15 protein-coding genes and 1 pseudogene are annotated in these 14,508 nt (G+C 73.5%); 6 read left to right on the top strand and 10 right to left on the bottom strand.

The features are described 5' to 3' along the window. Window positions 1-21: 21 nt before the first annotated feature. Together ACF089_RS31245 and ACF089_RS31240 are read left to right on the top strand one after the other, a co-directional pair. Window positions 22-939: a ribokinase gene (locus ACF089_RS31245; RefSeq protein ID WP_392033978.1), complete on the top strand. Its 918-nt coding sequence runs from the start codon at window positions 22-24 to the stop codon at window positions 937-939. Window positions 940-1,010: 71 nt separating this feature from the next. Beyond that, window positions 1,011-1,766, top strand: coding sequence for an SAM-dependent methyltransferase (locus ACF089_RS31240; RefSeq protein ID WP_392033975.1), 756 nt, complete (start codon window positions 1,011-1,013; stop codon window positions 1,764-1,766). 94 nt (window positions 1,767-1,860) lie between these two features. Here the strand turns inward: ACF089_RS31240 and ACF089_RS31235 are convergent, their stop codons facing one another. From ACF089_RS31235 to ACF089_RS31225, 3 genes are all read right to left on the bottom strand, one after another. Beyond that, on the bottom strand, window positions 1,861-2,604 hold the full coding sequence (locus ACF089_RS31235) for a PIG-L deacetylase family protein (protein ID WP_392033973.1): 744 nt from the start codon (window positions 2,602-2,604) through the stop codon (window positions 1,861-1,863). Window positions 2,605-2,630: 26 nt separating this feature from the next. Further along, on the bottom strand, window positions 2,631-3,929 hold the full coding sequence (locus ACF089_RS31230) for an alpha/beta fold hydrolase (RefSeq protein ID WP_392033970.1): 1,299 nt from the start codon (window positions 3,927-3,929) through the stop codon (window positions 2,631-2,633). Between the two features lie 89 nt (window positions 3,930-4,018). After that, window positions 4,019-5,161 (bottom strand): glycoside hydrolase family 5 protein, encoded by a 1,143-nt coding sequence (locus ACF089_RS31225; protein ID WP_392033968.1) that lies wholly within the window; start codon window positions 5,159-5,161, stop codon window positions 4,019-4,021. Between the two features lie 189 nt (window positions 5,162-5,350). Between ACF089_RS31225 and ACF089_RS31220 the strand changes: the two genes are divergently transcribed. Next, window positions 5,351-6,514 carry an ABC transporter ATP-binding protein gene (locus ACF089_RS31220; RefSeq protein WP_392033965.1) on the top strand — a complete coding sequence of 388 codons (1,164 nt, stop codon included), beginning with the start codon at window positions 5,351-5,353 and terminating at the stop codon, window positions 6,512-6,514. A gap of 73 nt (window positions 6,515-6,587) precedes the next feature. Here ACF089_RS31220 and ACF089_RS31215 read toward each other — a convergent pair whose 3' ends face one another. Beyond that, window positions 6,588-7,511 (bottom strand): hypothetical protein, encoded by a 924-nt coding sequence (locus ACF089_RS31215; protein ID WP_392033962.1) that lies wholly within the window; start codon window positions 7,509-7,511, stop codon window positions 6,588-6,590. 141 nt (window positions 7,512-7,652) lie between these two features. On the opposite strand from ACF089_RS31215, the gene ACF089_RS31210 reads away from it, so the two are divergent. Beyond that, window positions 7,653-9,143: a hypothetical protein gene (locus tag ACF089_RS31210; RefSeq protein ID WP_392033959.1), complete on the top strand. Its 1,491-nt coding sequence runs from the start codon at window positions 7,653-7,655 to the stop codon at window positions 9,141-9,143. Window positions 9,144-9,371: 228 nt separating this feature from the next. Here the strand turns inward: ACF089_RS31210 and ACF089_RS31205 are convergent, their stop codons facing one another. From ACF089_RS31205 to ACF089_RS31190, 4 genes are all read right to left on the bottom strand, one after another. Next, entirely contained in the window at window positions 9,372-10,346 is a 975-nt protein-coding gene (locus ACF089_RS31205; RefSeq protein ID WP_392033956.1) for an ABC transporter substrate-binding protein, read from the bottom strand. Further along, window positions 10,346-11,017 (bottom strand): ABC transporter permease, encoded by a 672-nt coding sequence (locus ACF089_RS31200; RefSeq protein WP_392033953.1) that lies wholly within the window; start codon window positions 11,015-11,017, stop codon window positions 10,346-10,348. Before ACF089_RS31200 ends, ACF089_RS31205 begins: the two co-directional genes overlap by 1 nt. Beyond that, window positions 11,014-11,694, bottom strand: coding sequence for an ABC transporter permease (locus ACF089_RS31195; protein ID WP_392033950.1), 681 nt, complete (start codon window positions 11,692-11,694; stop codon window positions 11,014-11,016). Before ACF089_RS31195 ends, ACF089_RS31200 begins: the two co-directional genes overlap by 4 nt. A gap of 93 nt (window positions 11,695-11,787) precedes the next feature. Then, the gene (locus ACF089_RS31190) at window positions 11,788-12,222 is read right to left on the bottom strand and encodes a VOC family protein (RefSeq protein WP_392033947.1); all 435 of its coding nucleotides are present in this window, start codon (window positions 12,220-12,222) and stop codon (window positions 11,788-11,790) included. Between the two features lie 87 nt (window positions 12,223-12,309). Between ACF089_RS31190 and ACF089_RS31185 the strand changes: the two genes are divergently transcribed. Continuing rightward, a complete protein-coding gene (locus ACF089_RS31185) occupies window positions 12,310-12,900 on the top strand; it encodes a TetR family transcriptional regulator (RefSeq protein ID WP_392033944.1) in 591 nt (196 codons plus the stop codon). 152 nt (window positions 12,901-13,052) lie between these two features. Here the strand turns inward: ACF089_RS31185 and ACF089_RS31180 are convergent, their stop codons facing one another. Both ACF089_RS31180 and ACF089_RS31175 read right to left on the bottom strand, forming a co-directional pair. After that, on the bottom strand, window positions 13,053-13,448 hold the full coding sequence (locus ACF089_RS31180; protein WP_392033941.1) for a Zn-ribbon domain-containing OB-fold protein: 396 nt from the start codon (window positions 13,446-13,448) through the stop codon (window positions 13,053-13,055). Window positions 13,449-13,547: 99 nt separating this feature from the next. Then, a complete protein-coding gene (locus tag ACF089_RS31175; RefSeq protein WP_392034280.1) occupies window positions 13,548-14,243 on the bottom strand; it encodes a TetR family transcriptional regulator in 696 nt (231 codons plus the stop codon). A gap of 182 nt (window positions 14,244-14,425) precedes the next feature. Here ACF089_RS31175 and ACF089_RS31170 point away from each other — a divergent pair. Next, window positions 14,426-14,508 (top strand): annotated as a pseudogene (locus tag ACF089_RS31170) (electron transfer flavoprotein subunit beta); the annotation flags it as partial.

The raw sequence follows: 14,508 nt of genomic DNA, 5'->3' as shown, positions 1-14,508 counted from the left end.
GTCTGGTGTGGGGTGTCGGACATGAAGGAGGCACAGCGTATGCACGGCTACGACCTGCTGGTCGTCGGCTCGGCCAATGCCGATCTGGTGACCCGCGTGGAGCGGCGGCCCGGGCCCGGGGAGACCGTCCTCGGATCCGATCTGGCCGTTCACCCCGGCGGCAAGGGGGCGAACCAGGCCGTGGCGGCGGCCCGGCTCGGGGCCCGTACCGCCCTGCTGGCCAGAGTCGGCGACGACGGCCACGGGCGGCTGCTGCTGGAGTCCCAGCGGGCGGCCGGTGTGGACGTGGACGGGGTGCTGGTGGGCGGCGCGCCCACCGGGGTCGCGCTGATCACCGTGGATCCGTCGGGCGACAACAGCATCGTGGTGTCGCCCGGCGCCAACGCCCGTCTGACGCCGGACGACGTACGGGCGGCCGCGCCGCTGTTCCGGGCGGCGCGGGTGGTCTCCGTGCAGCTGGAGATCCCGCTGGAGACGGTGGCGGAGACGGTCCGCTCCCTGGCCCCCGGCAGCCGTCTCGTCCTCAATCCGTCCCCGCCGGCCGCGCTTCCGGCGGCGGTGCTGGCGGCCTGCGACCCGCTGGTCGTCAATGAGCACGAGGCCCGGTTCCTGCTCGGCGGCGAAGCGGGCGACGGGCCCCGGGCCTGGGCACGGGCGCTGCTCGCCCTCGGGCCGCGTTCGGTCGTGATCACCCTGGGCGCGGACGGGGCGCTGGTCGCGGACGGCCGTACGGCGGCGGAGACGCCGAGTCCGCGGGTCGAGGCCGTCGACACGACCGGGGCGGGCGACGCCTTCACCGCCGCGCTGGCCCGGCGGCTGGGCCTCGGCGAGGATCTGGCCTCGGCCGCCGCGTACGCCGTCCGGGTGGGGGCCGTCTCCGTGACCCGGCGCGGGGCCCAGGACTCGTACCCCACGGCCGGCGAACTCCCCGGGGGCTGAGGGCTCGCCCGTCGCCCCGGGGGCCGGAAAATCGGGAGACCGGCTCCGGCGGCGGGAGGCAGGATGGCCGGATGAACCGTCAGACGATCAGCGCTCTCGCTCATGCGGACCACCCCGTCGCCGCCCCGCTGCACGACGCCTCCGTGGCCAGGCTGCTGGAGCGGGCGCTGCTCCGGGGGGACGAGCGCGTGCTCGATCTCGGCTGTGGCGAGGGGACCTGGCTGCGGCGGGCGGTGCGCGGCCGACCGGGGCTCGTGGGCGAGGGAGTCGACCTCGACGCGGCGGCGATCGCGCGGGGACGGGCGCGTCTGGTCGCGGAGGGGGCCGCCGACCGGGTCGCGCTGCATACGGGGGACGCGTCCGGCTTCGCCCCCGGACACCGTTTCGACGTGGTGCTCTGCGTGGGGGCCACCCATGCCTTCGGCGGTCTGCTCCCCACCCTGGAGGCGGCCGGGCGGCATCTCGCCCCGGGCGGTTCGGTGCTGGTCGGCGAGGGGTTCTGGGAGCGTGAGCCGGGCCGGGAGACCCTCGGCGCGGGCTTCACCGCGCAGGAGTACGACAGTCTGGCGGTGACCGTGGACCGGGTCGGGGCCGAGGGCTGGACGCCGGTGTACGGGCATGTGAGCACGGTCGCCGAATGGGACGAGTACGAGTGGTCGTGGACCGGGACGCTGTCCCGCTGGGCGCTGGACCAGGAGGACGGCCCGGACCGGGCGGAGGCGCTCCGGGCCGCGAAGGACCATCGGGACGCCTGGCTGCACGGCTACCGCCGGACGCTCGGCTTCGTCACGCTGCTGCTCCGGCGGACGGACGAGGACCTCGGCTGAGGAGCCGCCGCCGGGCCGGACCGGCGGCTTGACGCCCTCGGCCCGGCGCGTTCCGGCGGCCGGCCCCGGGGAGGGACCGGCCGGCCCGGACCGGTCAGTGGGGGAACAGCTCGAAGGCCACGGCGGGCCCGCCGCCGAAGCGGGCGCCCGCCTCCCGGGCGGCGTCGGTGAGGAAGGAGCGGACGTACGTCTCCGGATCCTTGGTCAGCTCCCCGAGGTAGGCGCGGTGCTCCAGGAGGGAGCGGATGGAGCGCTCCAGTCCCGGTGCGGCGTCGACCGCGTGGGTGGGCGCGGTGGAGCCCGCCACGGCGACCCAGCGGACCCCGTCCCACGGTTCGAGCCCCTGCTCGGAGATCAGCTCGGGGAAGATCCAGCGATTGCCCGCGTCGGCCGCCGCGTCGAGCGTCGCCCGGCCGACCGCCCGGTGGTCGGGGGTGTTCCAGTGGCCGCCGCCCCAGGTGTCCCGGTGGTTGAGGGTGATCAGCAGTTCGGGGCGGTGGCGGCGGATCGCCGCCGCGATGTCACGGCGCAGGGCGGGGCCGTACTCGACGACGCCGTCCCGGTGGTCGAGGAACTCGACCGTGGACACGCCCACGATCGCCGCTCCGGCGCGCTGCTCGCGCTCCCGCAGCGGCGCGCACTCGGCCGGGGCGACGGAGTCGATGCCGGCCTCGCCCCGGGTGGCGAGGAGATAGGAGATCTCCCGCCCCCCGTCGGTCCAGCCGGCGACGGCCGCGGCGCAGCCGTACTCCAGGTCGTCGGGGTGGGCGACGACGGCGAGCGCGCGCCGCCAGTCGTCGGGCATGGGCGCCAGCCGCTCGTTCACCGGATCGTTCATGGGCGTACCCTACGGCGCGATCATGCTCAGATCTCGCCCTGGACGAGCGCGATGAGCCGGTCGAGTACGCGTCGGCCGCTCGCCCGCAGGCCGTCGTGCTCGTACTCGTCGGTGACCCAGGTGCGCAGCCCGCGGACGGCGCGGGCGGTGTCGAGCGAGTGGGCGGTGTCGACGTACAGGTCGTCGTGGTAGACGGCGGCGGCGACGGGCACCTCGTTGGCGGCGAGCCGCCCGGCGTCGTACAGCGGGGTCCAGTCGGAGCGGGCGGCCAGGATCTCGGCGGCCTCGCGCAGCGGGCGCAGCGCGGGGTCGGTCTCGAAGTGCCAGGGGTGGACGGTCTCGCCGGTGAAGAGCAGCGGGTCGTCCCCGGCGAGCGCGGCGGCGGCGTCGAACTGGGGGAACTCGGCCCGTACGCGTTCGGCGGACCAGGCGGTGGGCCGCTTGTCCTGGCCGTAGATGGCCTCGTGGAGTACGGCGTAGAGGGGGCGCGCGGCGAAGGAGAGCTGGGCGCGGACGGCTTCCTGGAAGGCGTCGGAGAGTTGGTGACCCGTGCCCGTCCTGATGAAGGCGTCCTCCAGGAGGTAGTGCAGCTGGTGGCTGCCGTCGCCGCCGCCGAGGAGGATGCCGAGCGACTGGAAGGCCTCGGTGGTGAGGGTGTGCCCGCCCGGGAGCGTGGTCGGGTGCTCGGCGAGATGGGCGGCGATCCGGCGGGCCCGGGCCACGTCCTGGGGGTAGCGGGCGTAGTGGGCCTCGGCCTTGCGCCGCATACGGGGGTAGGCGGCGCGGTAGACGTCGTCGGCGTGGCCGTCGAGGGAGGGCAGCCCGCCGGTGATGAACACCTCGCGCAGGCCCTCGGGGGCGGTGGAGAGGTAGTGGGTGGCGCAGAATCCGCCGAAGCTCTGGCCGAGGACGCTCCAGGGCGCGCCGCCGGTGAGTTCGGCCCGGATGATCTCGCAGTCGCGCACGATGCTGTCGGCGCGGAAGTGGGCGAGGTGGTCGGCCTGCGCCTGCGGGGTGGTGTGCCGGGCGAGGGTCTGGCGGTTCTGCGGGGTGGAGAGTCCGGTGCCGCGCTGGTCGAGCAGGAGGACCCGGTAGTCGCGGACGGCGCGGCCGAGCCAGGCCTGGGCCCCGGCGAAGCGGCGGGCCCCGCAGCCGGGGCCGCCCTCCAGATAGAGCAGCCAGGGCAGCTCCTCGGCGGGGCGCGCGGCGGCGGCGACCTCGCGTCCGTACAGCTCCAGCTGTTCGCCGCCGGGGTCGGTGTGGTCGAGCGGGACGGTGAAGCGCCGGTCGGTGAGGACGACGCCGGGCTGGCGGTAGCTGGTCACGGATGCTCCTGTTCTGTGCTGCACGCCCGCCCATGGGATCACACGGTGATCCCATGGGCGGGCGCGGGGCGCGGCACGGACGGTGCAACTCAGCCGGTGGGGAAGGAGTCCGGGGTCCGGACCTTGCCGCGGATCCAGACGCCGGCCTCCTTCAGCGGGGCGGTTCCGGTCCAGGGGCCGCCCGCGTTGCAGGTGCCCTGCTTGAAGACGGCTCCGCTGCGGTGGTCGTCGGAGTAGTTCCAGTTGACCCAGCTGATCTTCTTGCTCGCCATGAGGTCGAGGAAGCGCTGGGACATGGCGAAGTCGTTGGCGCCCTCGCCGGAGTAGTTCTGGGTGCCGAACTCGGAGACGAAGACGGGGATCTTGTCGGCGGCGCGGGCGAGGCCGTCGTAGTACCACTCGCGGTGGGAGGCCGCGTAGAAGTGGAAGGTGTACATGATGTTGGAGGCGCGGACCGGGTTGTTCACGACCTCGGACTCATTGGTGGAGCCGGAGAGGCCGAAGGAGGACCAGTCGCGGGTGCCGACCAGGATCGGGGTGTCGGGGTCGAACCGGCGGATGTACGGGATGAGGTCCTCGGCGTACGTCTTGATCGTCCACCAGGTCACATTCGCGCCGCTGGGCTCGTTGGCGATCTCGAAGAGCAGGTTGTTCTTGTTCTTGTGGCGTTCGGCGATCTCCTTGAAGAAGGTCTTGGCGTGGCCGATGTTCGTCCAGGGGTCGCCCTCGGTGAGGATGTGCCAGTCCACGATCGCGTACATGCCGCGCGCGGTGGCCTGTTCGATGAGGTTGTGGACCATGTCGGTGTACTTGCGCGGGTCGGCGAGATAGCCCTGCTCGGACTTCTCGACGTACATGGAGATGCGCAGGACGTCGGCCTTCCAGTCGCTCGCCAGGGCGTTGAGCGAGCCGGTGGTGTAGCAGTTGGGGAACCAGCCGATGCCGTGGGTGGACATGCCGCGCAGCTGGATGGGTTTGCCGTACTGATTACAGAGCTTGGTGCCGCAGACCTTGAGCTGTCCGTTGATCGCCACCGGCGATCCGGCGGGGGCTCTGACGGCGGGGGCGGGGGTGTTCGCCGCCACCGTGGCCGCGGGCTTCACGGCGGGGGCGGGGGCCGGGGCCGAGGGAGCGGCGGGGGTGGCCGGGGCGGCGGTGAGCCCGAGGGCGAGGGCGGCGGCGAGGGTGCCCGCGCCGGTGATCGAGCGCAGTCGAGTGCGTGAGATGTCCATGATTCTCCCGTGCCTGGTCGTGGGTGAGGGGAGTGGTAGGAAACTTTCCTAACGATAAGCGGCTCCAACAAGCTGTTGCAAGAGGCATGACAAGACAATGATCGTTTGCGCTCCCGTGCGCCGGGGGCGTGCGGCCCGTACGGTCCCGGCCCGTGTGCGGAGCCCGCCCGCCGCTCCTAGCGTGGACCCATGATCCGGTTCGAGCAGGTGGCCAAGGTCTACCCGGACGGCACGACCGCCGTCGACGGACTGTCCTTCGAGGTCGCGGAGGGAGAGCTGGTCACCCTCGTCGGCCCGTCCGGCTGCGGCAAGACGACCACGATGATGATGGTCAACAGGCTGATCGAGCCCACCTCGGGCCGGATCCTGGTCGACGGCGAGGACATCGCCGGCGTCGACCCGGTGAAGCTGCGCCGCCGGATCGGCTATGTCATCCAGCAGGTCGGGCTCTTCCCGCACCGCACGGTGCTCGACAACACGGCGACCGTGCCCGCGCTGATCGGCTGGAAGCGGGCGCGGGCCCGGGCACGGGCGGCCGAACTGCTGGATCTGGTGGGGCTGGACCCCTCGGTCTACGGCCCCCGCTACCCCGCGCAGCTCTCCGGCGGCCAGCGCCAGCGGGTCGGGGTGGCCCGCGCGCTCGCGGCCGATCCCCCGGTGCTGCTGATGGACGAGCCGTTCGGCGCGGTCGACCCCGTGGTGCGCGAGCGTCTGCAGAACGAGTTTCTGAGCCTCCAGGCCACCGTGCGCAAGACGGTGCTGCTGGTGACCCACGACATCGAGGAGGCGGTGCGGATGGGGGACCGCATCGCCGTGTACGGACAGGGGCACATCGAGCAGTTCGACACGCCCGCCGCCGTGCTGGGCGCGCCCGCGACGCCCTACGTGGCCCGTTTCGTGGGCGCGGACCGGGGGCTGAAGCGGCTCTCGGTCACCGCGATCGAGAAGGACGACCTGGAACAGCCGCCGCTCGCCCGGCTGGACGAGACCGCGCGGGCGGCGGCGGCCCGGCTCCGCGCCGAGGGGGCGCGCTGGGCCGTGGCGGTCGGCAAGAGCGGCGATCTGCACGGCTGGGTGTCGGCGGAGGCCCTGGCGATCGCCGGGCGGGAGGGCACCGTGGGCGATCTGGCCCGGCGCATGGAGGCGTGGGTGCCGCTCGGAGCGCCGCTGAAGCAGGCGTTCAGCGAGATGCTCCAGCACGACGCCGGATGGGTGGCGGTGGTGGACGGGTCGCGGTTCGCGGGGGTGCTGACTCCGGCGAAGCTGCACGAGGCGCTGCGGCGGTCGGTGGACGCGGACGAGCGCGGGATCTCGCGTGAGGAGGTGGAGTTCGACTCGGTGTCGGACGTGTAGTCGCGGCGGGGGCGGGCGGGGTACGGGGGCGGTGGGCGGAGGCGGGGGTCTCGCGCGGGGGCCGCGCGGGCGCTCAGCGGCGTATCGCGTTCTCCAGCAGGCCGGCGAGTTCTGCGTCGGTCGCCGGTCTGAGCGTCGACAGAACGCGCCGGGCCCCGGACAGTTCGGCGGCGGAGCCCTCGACGGTCACCGTGAACACCAGACCCTCACGGCGCAGCAGCAGCTGCCGGCGCTCGTAGCCGCCCGCGTAGGTGATCAGCTGTCGGCCTCCCCCGTCGTCCGTGCAGCGGATCGTCTCGCCGAAGGGGACGGGGCAGCCGCGCGCGTCGGCGCGCACGTCGGCGTGGCCCGAGCGGGTCACGCCGAGGTGCAGCCGGGGCGCTCGGGGCCGCTCGTACTCGGCGCTGAAGGCGTCCTCGTTCCCGCCCAGGGTGCGCAGGGTGTAGCCCGGCGGCGGATCCCCGACCCGCAGCAGGGTCCGCTGTCCGCCGTTGGCGGCGATCCACTCGTCGAGCGTGGGGGGCTGCGCCGCGGCCCACGAGAGATACGCCCCGCCGGCCACGAGAGCGACCGCCGTGCCGAGCGCGCCCCGTCTGATCGCCGCGCCCGGAAGGACGAGCGCCGCCACGAGCGCGTAGCAGAGGCCTCCGACCGGGTAGAGGTGGAAGGCGCTGTCCAGGTGGTTGATCCGGTAGTTCACCACGGCGGCCCCGGCCGCGCCGGCCGTGCCGGGTCCGTAGACGCTCACCGCCCAGATCCACGAGCCGTGGGTCCGGCGGGCGAGGGGCACGATCCGGTGCGCGGCGTTGCCGAGACTCGCGAACGCGACCAACGCGACGGCGGCCACGGCGGCGAGCAGGGCGACGCGTTCCGATGTCCCGTCCAGGAAGAGCGAGAACATCACCGCCAGCGTCTGCACGCCGGTCAGGGCGCATCCGACCACCCAGACGGCCGCCAGGTGGACGAAGACGGCCGCCTTCTCGCTTCTCCGCGTCATTCCCATGATCACGCCGGATCGGCAGGCCCCGGTTCCCCGAACGCCGCGAGGACTTCGGGCGGATGCCCCGGGACGCGCGACGGCGTGCCGGAATGGCGTACGGGGCATTGTGCGCGGGCGTCGTCGGATACGGTGCTGGGTGTGCTGATCACGGGTGGGGACACTGCCGCGCCGGGAACCGCGCTGCTGATCGCGGCCGCGCCGGTCGGGAAGGGGCGTCTGGTCGACGCGAGTTCGGTGCTGCCCGCGCTCGCCGCGGTCCCGCCGAGCGTGCTGACGGGCACCTCCGCGGCAACGGTGATCGAGCTGGCCGATCCGCTCGATCCGCAGACGGTGCTGACCCGGATCCGGTCGGCCGCCGCCGCGCCGGGGCCGCTGTTCCTCTACGTCGCGGGGCAGATGCAGCTCGACCGCAAGCAGCGGCTGCCGCATCTGGCGCTCGCCCGGTCCACTCCCTCGACCCTGCGGTACACCGGGCTGCCCTGGCACTGGCTCGCCTCCGAGCTGACGATCCGGCGTCCCGGCACCACCACGGTCTTCGTGGATCTGGTGACCGACGCGGACGCCTGGCGGCGGGTGGGCGAGGAAGGGCTCGGCCTGGGTCTCTCCATCCGGCTGTACGGTAGGGTCGTGCCGCACGCCCCGCGCCGCGAGGAGCCGGGGCCGGCGTATCTGCGGGCCTGCGCGTCGATCTGGCGCGGCGGGGCCCGTCCGGATCTGGACACCCTGCACGAGCAGGCGGCGATCCAGGCGGGGGCGGAGCGCGCGCTGCTCCTGTCCGGGGCTCCGGCGCTGCCCGCGCACACCGGGACGGCGGGACGCGACGGGAGCCGGGCCGTCGTACCGGCACCCGCCGGGCCGGCGCACCCGGCCGCGGGGCGCTCCCCCGCGCAGACCGCTCCCCCGGCGGCGAACGCCCCGGCCGGCGGCGGGGCCGGACCCGGCGGAACGGCGGGCGACACCGGCGCGCCGGCCGGACACACCGGGGTCGCGCCCGGACACCGGGACCCTGCGGCCGGGGGCGGGGTCCGGCCGGTCTCGGCCGCCTCGTCACCGGCCGCTCCGTCAGCGAACGCCCCGTCAGCGACCGCTCCGTCCCCGGCCGCTGAGGGCGGGGCCCGGCGGAACGGATCCGCCTCCACGGCGCCGGGCGCGCCCGCCGCGGTCCGCGCCGCCGAGGCCGCCGTGCCCCCGGCCGCCGTCGCCGATCCGCATCCCGCGATACTCGCCGCCGCGCAGGCGGGCCGGCACACCGAGGCCGCCGCCGCAGCCGCCGCGTGGGAGCAGCAGGAGCTGCGGGCGCACGGCCCCGGCTCCCCGCAGGCGATCCACTGGCTGGAGGTGCGCGCGGATCTGGCACGGCTGGCGCGCGAGCCCGGACTCAGCTGCGAGCTGTGGATGGCCGCTGCCGACGCCCGGCTCTCCCGCGAGCAGACCACCGACGATCCCGATGTCGAGGCCGCGGTCGACCGCGCCCACCACCAGTGGGAACAGATCCAGGACTCCGCCGGGGCCCGTGCCCTGGCCCCTCGTCTGGTCGCCCTGCGCCGCCGCGTGCCGGGCCGCCAGCGGGGCGCGCTCCGCGTGCTGCAACGCCGCCTGGAGAGCCTGCACTCCGGGCATCCCGTCTGAGCCGGTCCCTCGTCGCCCGGCGGGGCGCGTCCACGGCGTACCGGTGCGTGGGCGTCGCCGCCCGAGTCACGGCGGCTCGGGCGGCCGAGGTGTGGAAGACCAACGATTTCAGGCCGTGTTCGCCGTGTGCCGCCCGGCGTCCGACGTCCGGCACCCGGCACCCGGCACCCGGCACCCGGCACCGTACGCGGCCGGGCTCCGACCCGGCGCCGCGTTCCCGCCGGGCCGTCACCCGGAGCCGGAGCCGGAGTCGGAGTCGGAGGAGTTCAGGAGCCCCCGGGATTCCAGGTACTCGCGGGCCACGTCCTCGGGCAGCCTGCGCCAGCTGTCGACGCGTTCGTTGAGCCCGGCCAGGTCGGCCGTGGTCAGGACGGTGTTGAGGGCGGAGAGGGCCCGGACCACGCCGGCGCTGCCGGCGCGGGCGCGGTTGACCACGGGCACGATGTAGTCGGCGTTCTGCAAGTGCTTGTCGTCGGCGAGGAGGACCAGACCGAACTGGTCGAGGGTGGCGTCGGTGGTGGTGGTCAGCACCATCTGGTCCTGGCCGTCCTGGACCGCCTGTTTGGCCTGGGTGGTGCCGACGCCCTTGGGGTCGACGGCGGTGATGTCGATTCCGTAGACCTTTTTGAGCCCCGGTTCGCAGTAGGGCCGGCTGACGCACTCGTCCCCCGCCGCGAGCCGGACCGGGAGCTTGGATCTGCCCAGGTCGCTGAGGGTCTTCAGATGGTGTTCGGCGGCGTAGGCACGGCTGACGGCGAAGGCGTTCTGGTCCACGGCCCGCCCCGGGTCCAGGACGTCGAGGCCGCGAGGAGTGGCGAGCCGGCGCAGGGCGGTCATCGTCCTGGCGAGGTCGGGCGAGCCGACCGGGGGCGCGTCGGGGCCGTTGACCTTGGCGTTGAGCCAGTCGGCGAAGGTCGCCGCGTACTCGGGCACCACATCGATCTGTCCGCTCTCCAGAGCGGGTTCGTAGATCTCCCGGTTGGTGACGGAGAGGATCTTGGTGCGGTATCCGGCCTGGCGGAGCAGGAGCGCGTACATCTGGGCGAGGAGGTCGCTCTCGGTGAAGCCCGCCGAGCCGATCGTCAGATCCCTGCTGTCGCCGGGCGACCCGGTGACCTCGCCCCGGGTCTCCAGGGACGGTCCGGAGGTGCAGGCGGCGACGATGAGCAGGACCAGGGCCGCAAGGACGAGCCGGGGCCGCATCAGCCGCTCCCCCGGCTCCGGGCGGGGGCCAGCCGCTGTCCCGCTTCGAAGAGCCCCTCCACGATCAGCGCGAAGACGGCGACCAGGAACGCTCCCGCGACGACCTGGGAGGTGGAGGCGAGATTGAATCCGGCGGTGATGATCCGCCCGAGGCCGCCGCCGCCCGCGAGCGCGGCGATGGTGGCGGTGGCCACCAGCTGTACGGCGGCGATGCGCACTCCGGTGAGGATCAGCGGCAGGGCGAGCGGGATCTCCACCCCGGTCAGCAGCTGGCCGCCCGTCATGCCCATGCCGCGTGCGGCCCGTACGACGTCGCGGTCCACCCCGCGCATGCCGACGTACGCGTTGGTGAGCAGCGGCGGCACGGCGAACAGCACCAGCGCGATGATCGTGGGCCAGGAGCCGTAGCGGCCGATCGGGCTGAGGAGCAGCAGGACCAGGACGGCGAAGGTGGGGACGGCCCGGCCGATGTTGGAGATGTTGACGGCGAGCGCGCCGCCCTTGCCGAGATGGCCGAGGACCAGGGCGATCGGCAGGGCGATCAGACAGCTCAGGGCCAGACAGACGCCGGTGAGGTAGAGGTGCTCGACCAGCCGGTTCCAGACGCCGCCCTCCCCGGACCAGTTGGCTCCGTCGGCGAGCCAGTCCCAGGCCCCCGTGAGGGTGTTCATTCCTTCACCGCCCGCGTCCAGGGGGTGGCGTACCGCTGGACGAGCAGGAGCAGCAGATCGGCGACGACGGCGATGATCACGCAGAGGACGGAGGCGGTGAGCACCTGGGCCTTGAAGTAGGTGTTCATCCCGGAGTAGATGAGATTGCCGAGGCCGCCGTAGCCCACGATCGCCCCGATGGTGACCAGGGAGATCGCGGAGACGGTGGCGATCCGCAGCCCGGCCATGGCGGCGGGCAGCGCGAGCGGCAGTTCGACGGCGAGCAGCAGCCGGACGGGGCCGTATCCCATGCCGCGGGCCGACTGCCGGGTCTCCTCGGGTACCGCGCGCAGCCCGGCGAGGATGTTCCGTACGAGCAGGGTGAGGGAGTAGAGCACCAGTCCCGCGACGACGAGCGAGGCGGAGAGTCCGTACACGGGCAGCAGCAGCGAGAACATGGCCAGGGACGGGATGGTGTAGAGCACCGTGGTCACCCCGAGCACGGGGCCGGAGGCCCAGCGCCAGCGGCGGGCGGCGACGGCGAGCGGCACGGCGAGCAGGAGGGCGATCAGCACGGCGACGGCGGTGAGCTGGAGGTGCTGGACCACCGCGTCCCCGAGGATCGACCGGCGGGTGGAGAGGTACTCGCCGCAGATCCACTCGTTGCGGGCGAGGCAGTCGTCGGGTGTCGCCGTCACCCGTTCATTGGAGCCCGGCCGCCGGGCGGGCGCGCGTTGTGCTCGGCTGTTCGTGCGCGGACGCCGCGCCCGGGGCCGGCGGTCCGGAGGGGTTCACGGGGTGCGGAAGCCGTCCGCGTACTCCCCGGTGGGCGGGACTTCGGTGATGACGTCGACGAGGACGCCGCTGGGGTCGGCGACGATGAAGTGGCGCTGGCCGAAGTCCTCGGTGCGCAGTTCGAGCTTGGCGTCGAGGCCCTCGCGCACGACGAGACGCTCCCACTCGGCGTCCACGTCGTCGACCTCGAAGTTGAGCAGCAGCCCGGAGACGGGGGTGCGGTAGCCCTCGGGGATGGTCGGGTGGGTGTGGTCCAGGACGGCCAGCTCGTAGGGCGGATCGCCGGGACGGCGGAGGCTGACGTACCAGTCGGCCTCGAAGGTGGTCTCGAAGCCCATGAGCCGGGTGTAGAAGTCCACGGTCTCCTGGATCCGGGAGGTGGCGATGACGGGGTAGAAGCTGGAGAGCACGGCGTTTCCCTTCGTTCGCATACCACTGGTATGCGAACAACGGTATTGGCGTACCATCGGCATGTCAATGCGGGGAGATCACCGGAGCACCCGGACGGACGGAGCGCGATGCCTCAGTCGACCAGAGCCGAGCAGCGGGAGCGGACCCGGCGGGTCCTGCTGGACGTGAGCCGCGAGCTGTTCGCCGCGCGGGGGTACGCGGCGGTCGGCCTCGCCGAGATCGTCGGGTCGGCCGAGGTCACCAAGGGCGCGCTCTACCACCACTTCGACAGCAAGGCGGATCTGTTCCGCGCGGTGCTGGAGGAGGCGCAGCAGGAGGTCGGCGAGCGGGTGGCCGCGGCGGCGGACGCCCGGGAGGATCCCTGGGAGCAGCTGACGGCCGGCTGCCAGGAGTTCATCACCGCCGCCACCGAGCCCGACATCCAGCGGATCATGCTGATCGACGGCCCGGCGGTGCTGGGCTGGAACGAGTGGCGCGGCATGGACGAGGCGTCCTCGGCGCACCATCTGGCCGAGGCGCTCGCCGGGCTGATCGAGCGGGGCGTCCTCGCGCCCCAGCCGGTGACGCCGCTGGCGCGTCTGCTGTCGGGCGCGATGAACGAGGCGGCGCTGTGGCTGGCCTCGTCCGGCTCTCCCAAGGATCTGGCGGACACCCGCGCGGCGCTCTCCCGGATGCTGGAGGCGCTGCGCGCGGGCTGAGGGGGCGGGCGGCCGACCGGACCGAGCGGCCCTGCGGACGAGCCGGCGGGGCCGTACGGCCGAGCGGGACGGATGGGCGGGACGGGTGGGCGGACGGACGAGCCGGCGGGGCCGTACGGGCGGGCGGGCCGAGCCGGGCCGGGCCGGGGCGATCAGTGCCAGTCGGTGCGCCCGACCGGGTCGCAGATCTCCAGAACGGCCTCCCCCTCATGGGGATCGGCGCCGGCTACGGGACGGACCTTGGCCCCGACCCAGACGAGTTGCGGCGCGGTGCCGACGACACGGCACCGCACCATGAAGCCCTCGGGAAAGCGCACCAGGGACTCGTTGCGCGCCACCCGCGTGTAGCGGTTGACGACGGCCGAACGGACCACGATCCCCTCGCTCCGGCTGAGCGCGGACTCCATGTCGCTGGCGGCGCAGACCGGGCAGAGCAGCCGCCGGAAGGAGGTGGTGCCGCACCAACGGCACCGCTGATAGATCAGACCGGCCTCCTGCGGAGCCGTGGAATCGGCTCCGGTCAGGGTCGCGGTCGCGGGCTGGGACACGTGTCGACTCCCTGCGCTCGGCTCGGGCGCGCCACGCCTCAGGGGCGCGCCCTCCGCACCATATGGCACTGAGTGCCTATCCGTACAGGTACTGAGTGCCTATTCGGTGGAACGCTCTTCGCCGAGGGCGGATTCGAGCTGCTGCACCACGCGCCAGAGGGGGGCGCTCCGGGGCGCCACCAGCACCACGACCTCCCGGTCGCCCTCCCCCGCGTCGGCCGCGACGAGCGCGGGCCGGTCCGCGGGCGCCGCCCAGACGTCCCGCACCAGGGCGAGGGCGTGGTCCACCGCGGCGCCGGCGTCGCCCTCGCCCCCCGAACGGAGCCAGGACCGCAGCCCGTTGTTGTGCGCCGCGACCACGGCGGCGGCGATCACCTCGGCGCGCAGCGATCCGTCCGGCGCGCCCGCGTACCGTCCGCGGAGATAGCCGGCGAGGGTGCGCTCATAGCGGCGCACCACGGAGAGTTCATAGGTGCGCAGCCCGGGAACCTCGCGGGTGAGCCGGTAGCGCTGCACGGAGAAGACGGGGTTGGCCGCGTACATGCGCAGTACGATCCGGGCCGCCTCGCAGACCCTCTCCACCGGGTCGCCCGGGGCGGCGCTCTCCAGATACGCCGTCATGTCGGCGAGACACCGTTCGTGGTCGGGGAAGACCGCGTCCTCCTTCGAGGGGAAGTAGCGGAAGAAGGAGCGCCGGCCCACCCCCGCGCGCGCCACGATGTCGTCCACGGTCGTTCCCTCGAAGCCGCGTTCCAGGAAGAGCCCGAAGGCGGCCTCGGCGAGCAGCTCGCGCATGGGGACCTTGACGGCCGGGCGGTCCGCCGGGGGCCCGCCGGCGGCCTTGCGTGATCTGCTCAGCTCAGTCATGCCGCGAAACGTAACACCGGAAGCGAGCTTTTGGCACTCCGTACCTTTACAGAGGGTACTGAGTGCCATAGCCTGCCGGGAACGAATCGTCCAGCAGTAGGAGAGCCGGCGTGAGCTTGAGGATCGTTGTCTGTGTGAAGTATGTGCCCGACGCGACGGGGGACCGGCACTTCGCCGAGGATCTGACGGTGGA

Origin of the sequence: Streptomyces sp. NPDC014894 (genome assembly GCF_043080985.1) — a bacterium.
Classification (GTDB): Bacteria; Actinomycetota; Actinomycetes; order Streptomycetales; family Streptomycetaceae; genus Streptomyces.
This window is presented reverse-complemented; position numbering and strand designations above follow the sequence as displayed.

Bases quoted from the DNA above. Each gene is read 5' to 3' on its own strand.
- ACF089_RS31205 (WP_392033956.1), bottom strand. From the start codon at position 10,346: ATGCGGCCCCGGCTCGTCCTTGCGGCCCTGGTCCTGCTCATCGTCGCC.
- ACF089_RS31245 (WP_392033978.1), top strand. From the start codon at position 22: ATGAAGGAGGCACAGCGTATGCACGGCTACGACCTGCTGGTCGTCGGC.
- ACF089_RS31200 (WP_392033953.1), bottom strand. From the start codon at position 11,017: ATGAACACCCTCACGGGGGCCTGGGACTGGCTCGCCGACGGAGCCAAC.
- ACF089_RS31190 (WP_392033947.1), bottom strand. From the start codon at position 12,222: ATGCGAACGAAGGGAAACGCCGTGCTCTCCAGCTTCTACCCCGTCATC.
- ACF089_RS31175 (WP_392034280.1), bottom strand. From the start codon at position 14,243: ATGCGCGAGCTGCTCGCCGAGGCCGCCTTCGGGCTCTTCCTGGAACGC.
- ACF089_RS31240 (WP_392033975.1), top strand. From the start codon at position 1,011: ATGAACCGTCAGACGATCAGCGCTCTCGCTCATGCGGACCACCCCGTC.
- ACF089_RS31225 (WP_392033968.1), bottom strand. From the start codon at position 5,161: ATGGACATCTCACGCACTCGACTGCGCTCGATCACCGGCGCGGGCACC.
- ACF089_RS31215 (WP_392033962.1), bottom strand. From the start codon at position 7,511: ATGACGCGGAGAAGCGAGAAGGCGGCCGTCTTCGTCCACCTGGCGGCC.
- ACF089_RS31220 (WP_392033965.1), top strand. From the start codon at position 5,351: ATGATCCGGTTCGAGCAGGTGGCCAAGGTCTACCCGGACGGCACGACC.
- ACF089_RS31235 (WP_392033973.1), bottom strand. From the start codon at position 2,604: ATGAACGATCCGGTGAACGAGCGGCTGGCGCCCATGCCCGACGACTGG.
- ACF089_RS31185 (WP_392033944.1), top strand. From the start codon at position 12,310: ATGCCTCAGTCGACCAGAGCCGAGCAGCGGGAGCGGACCCGGCGGGTC.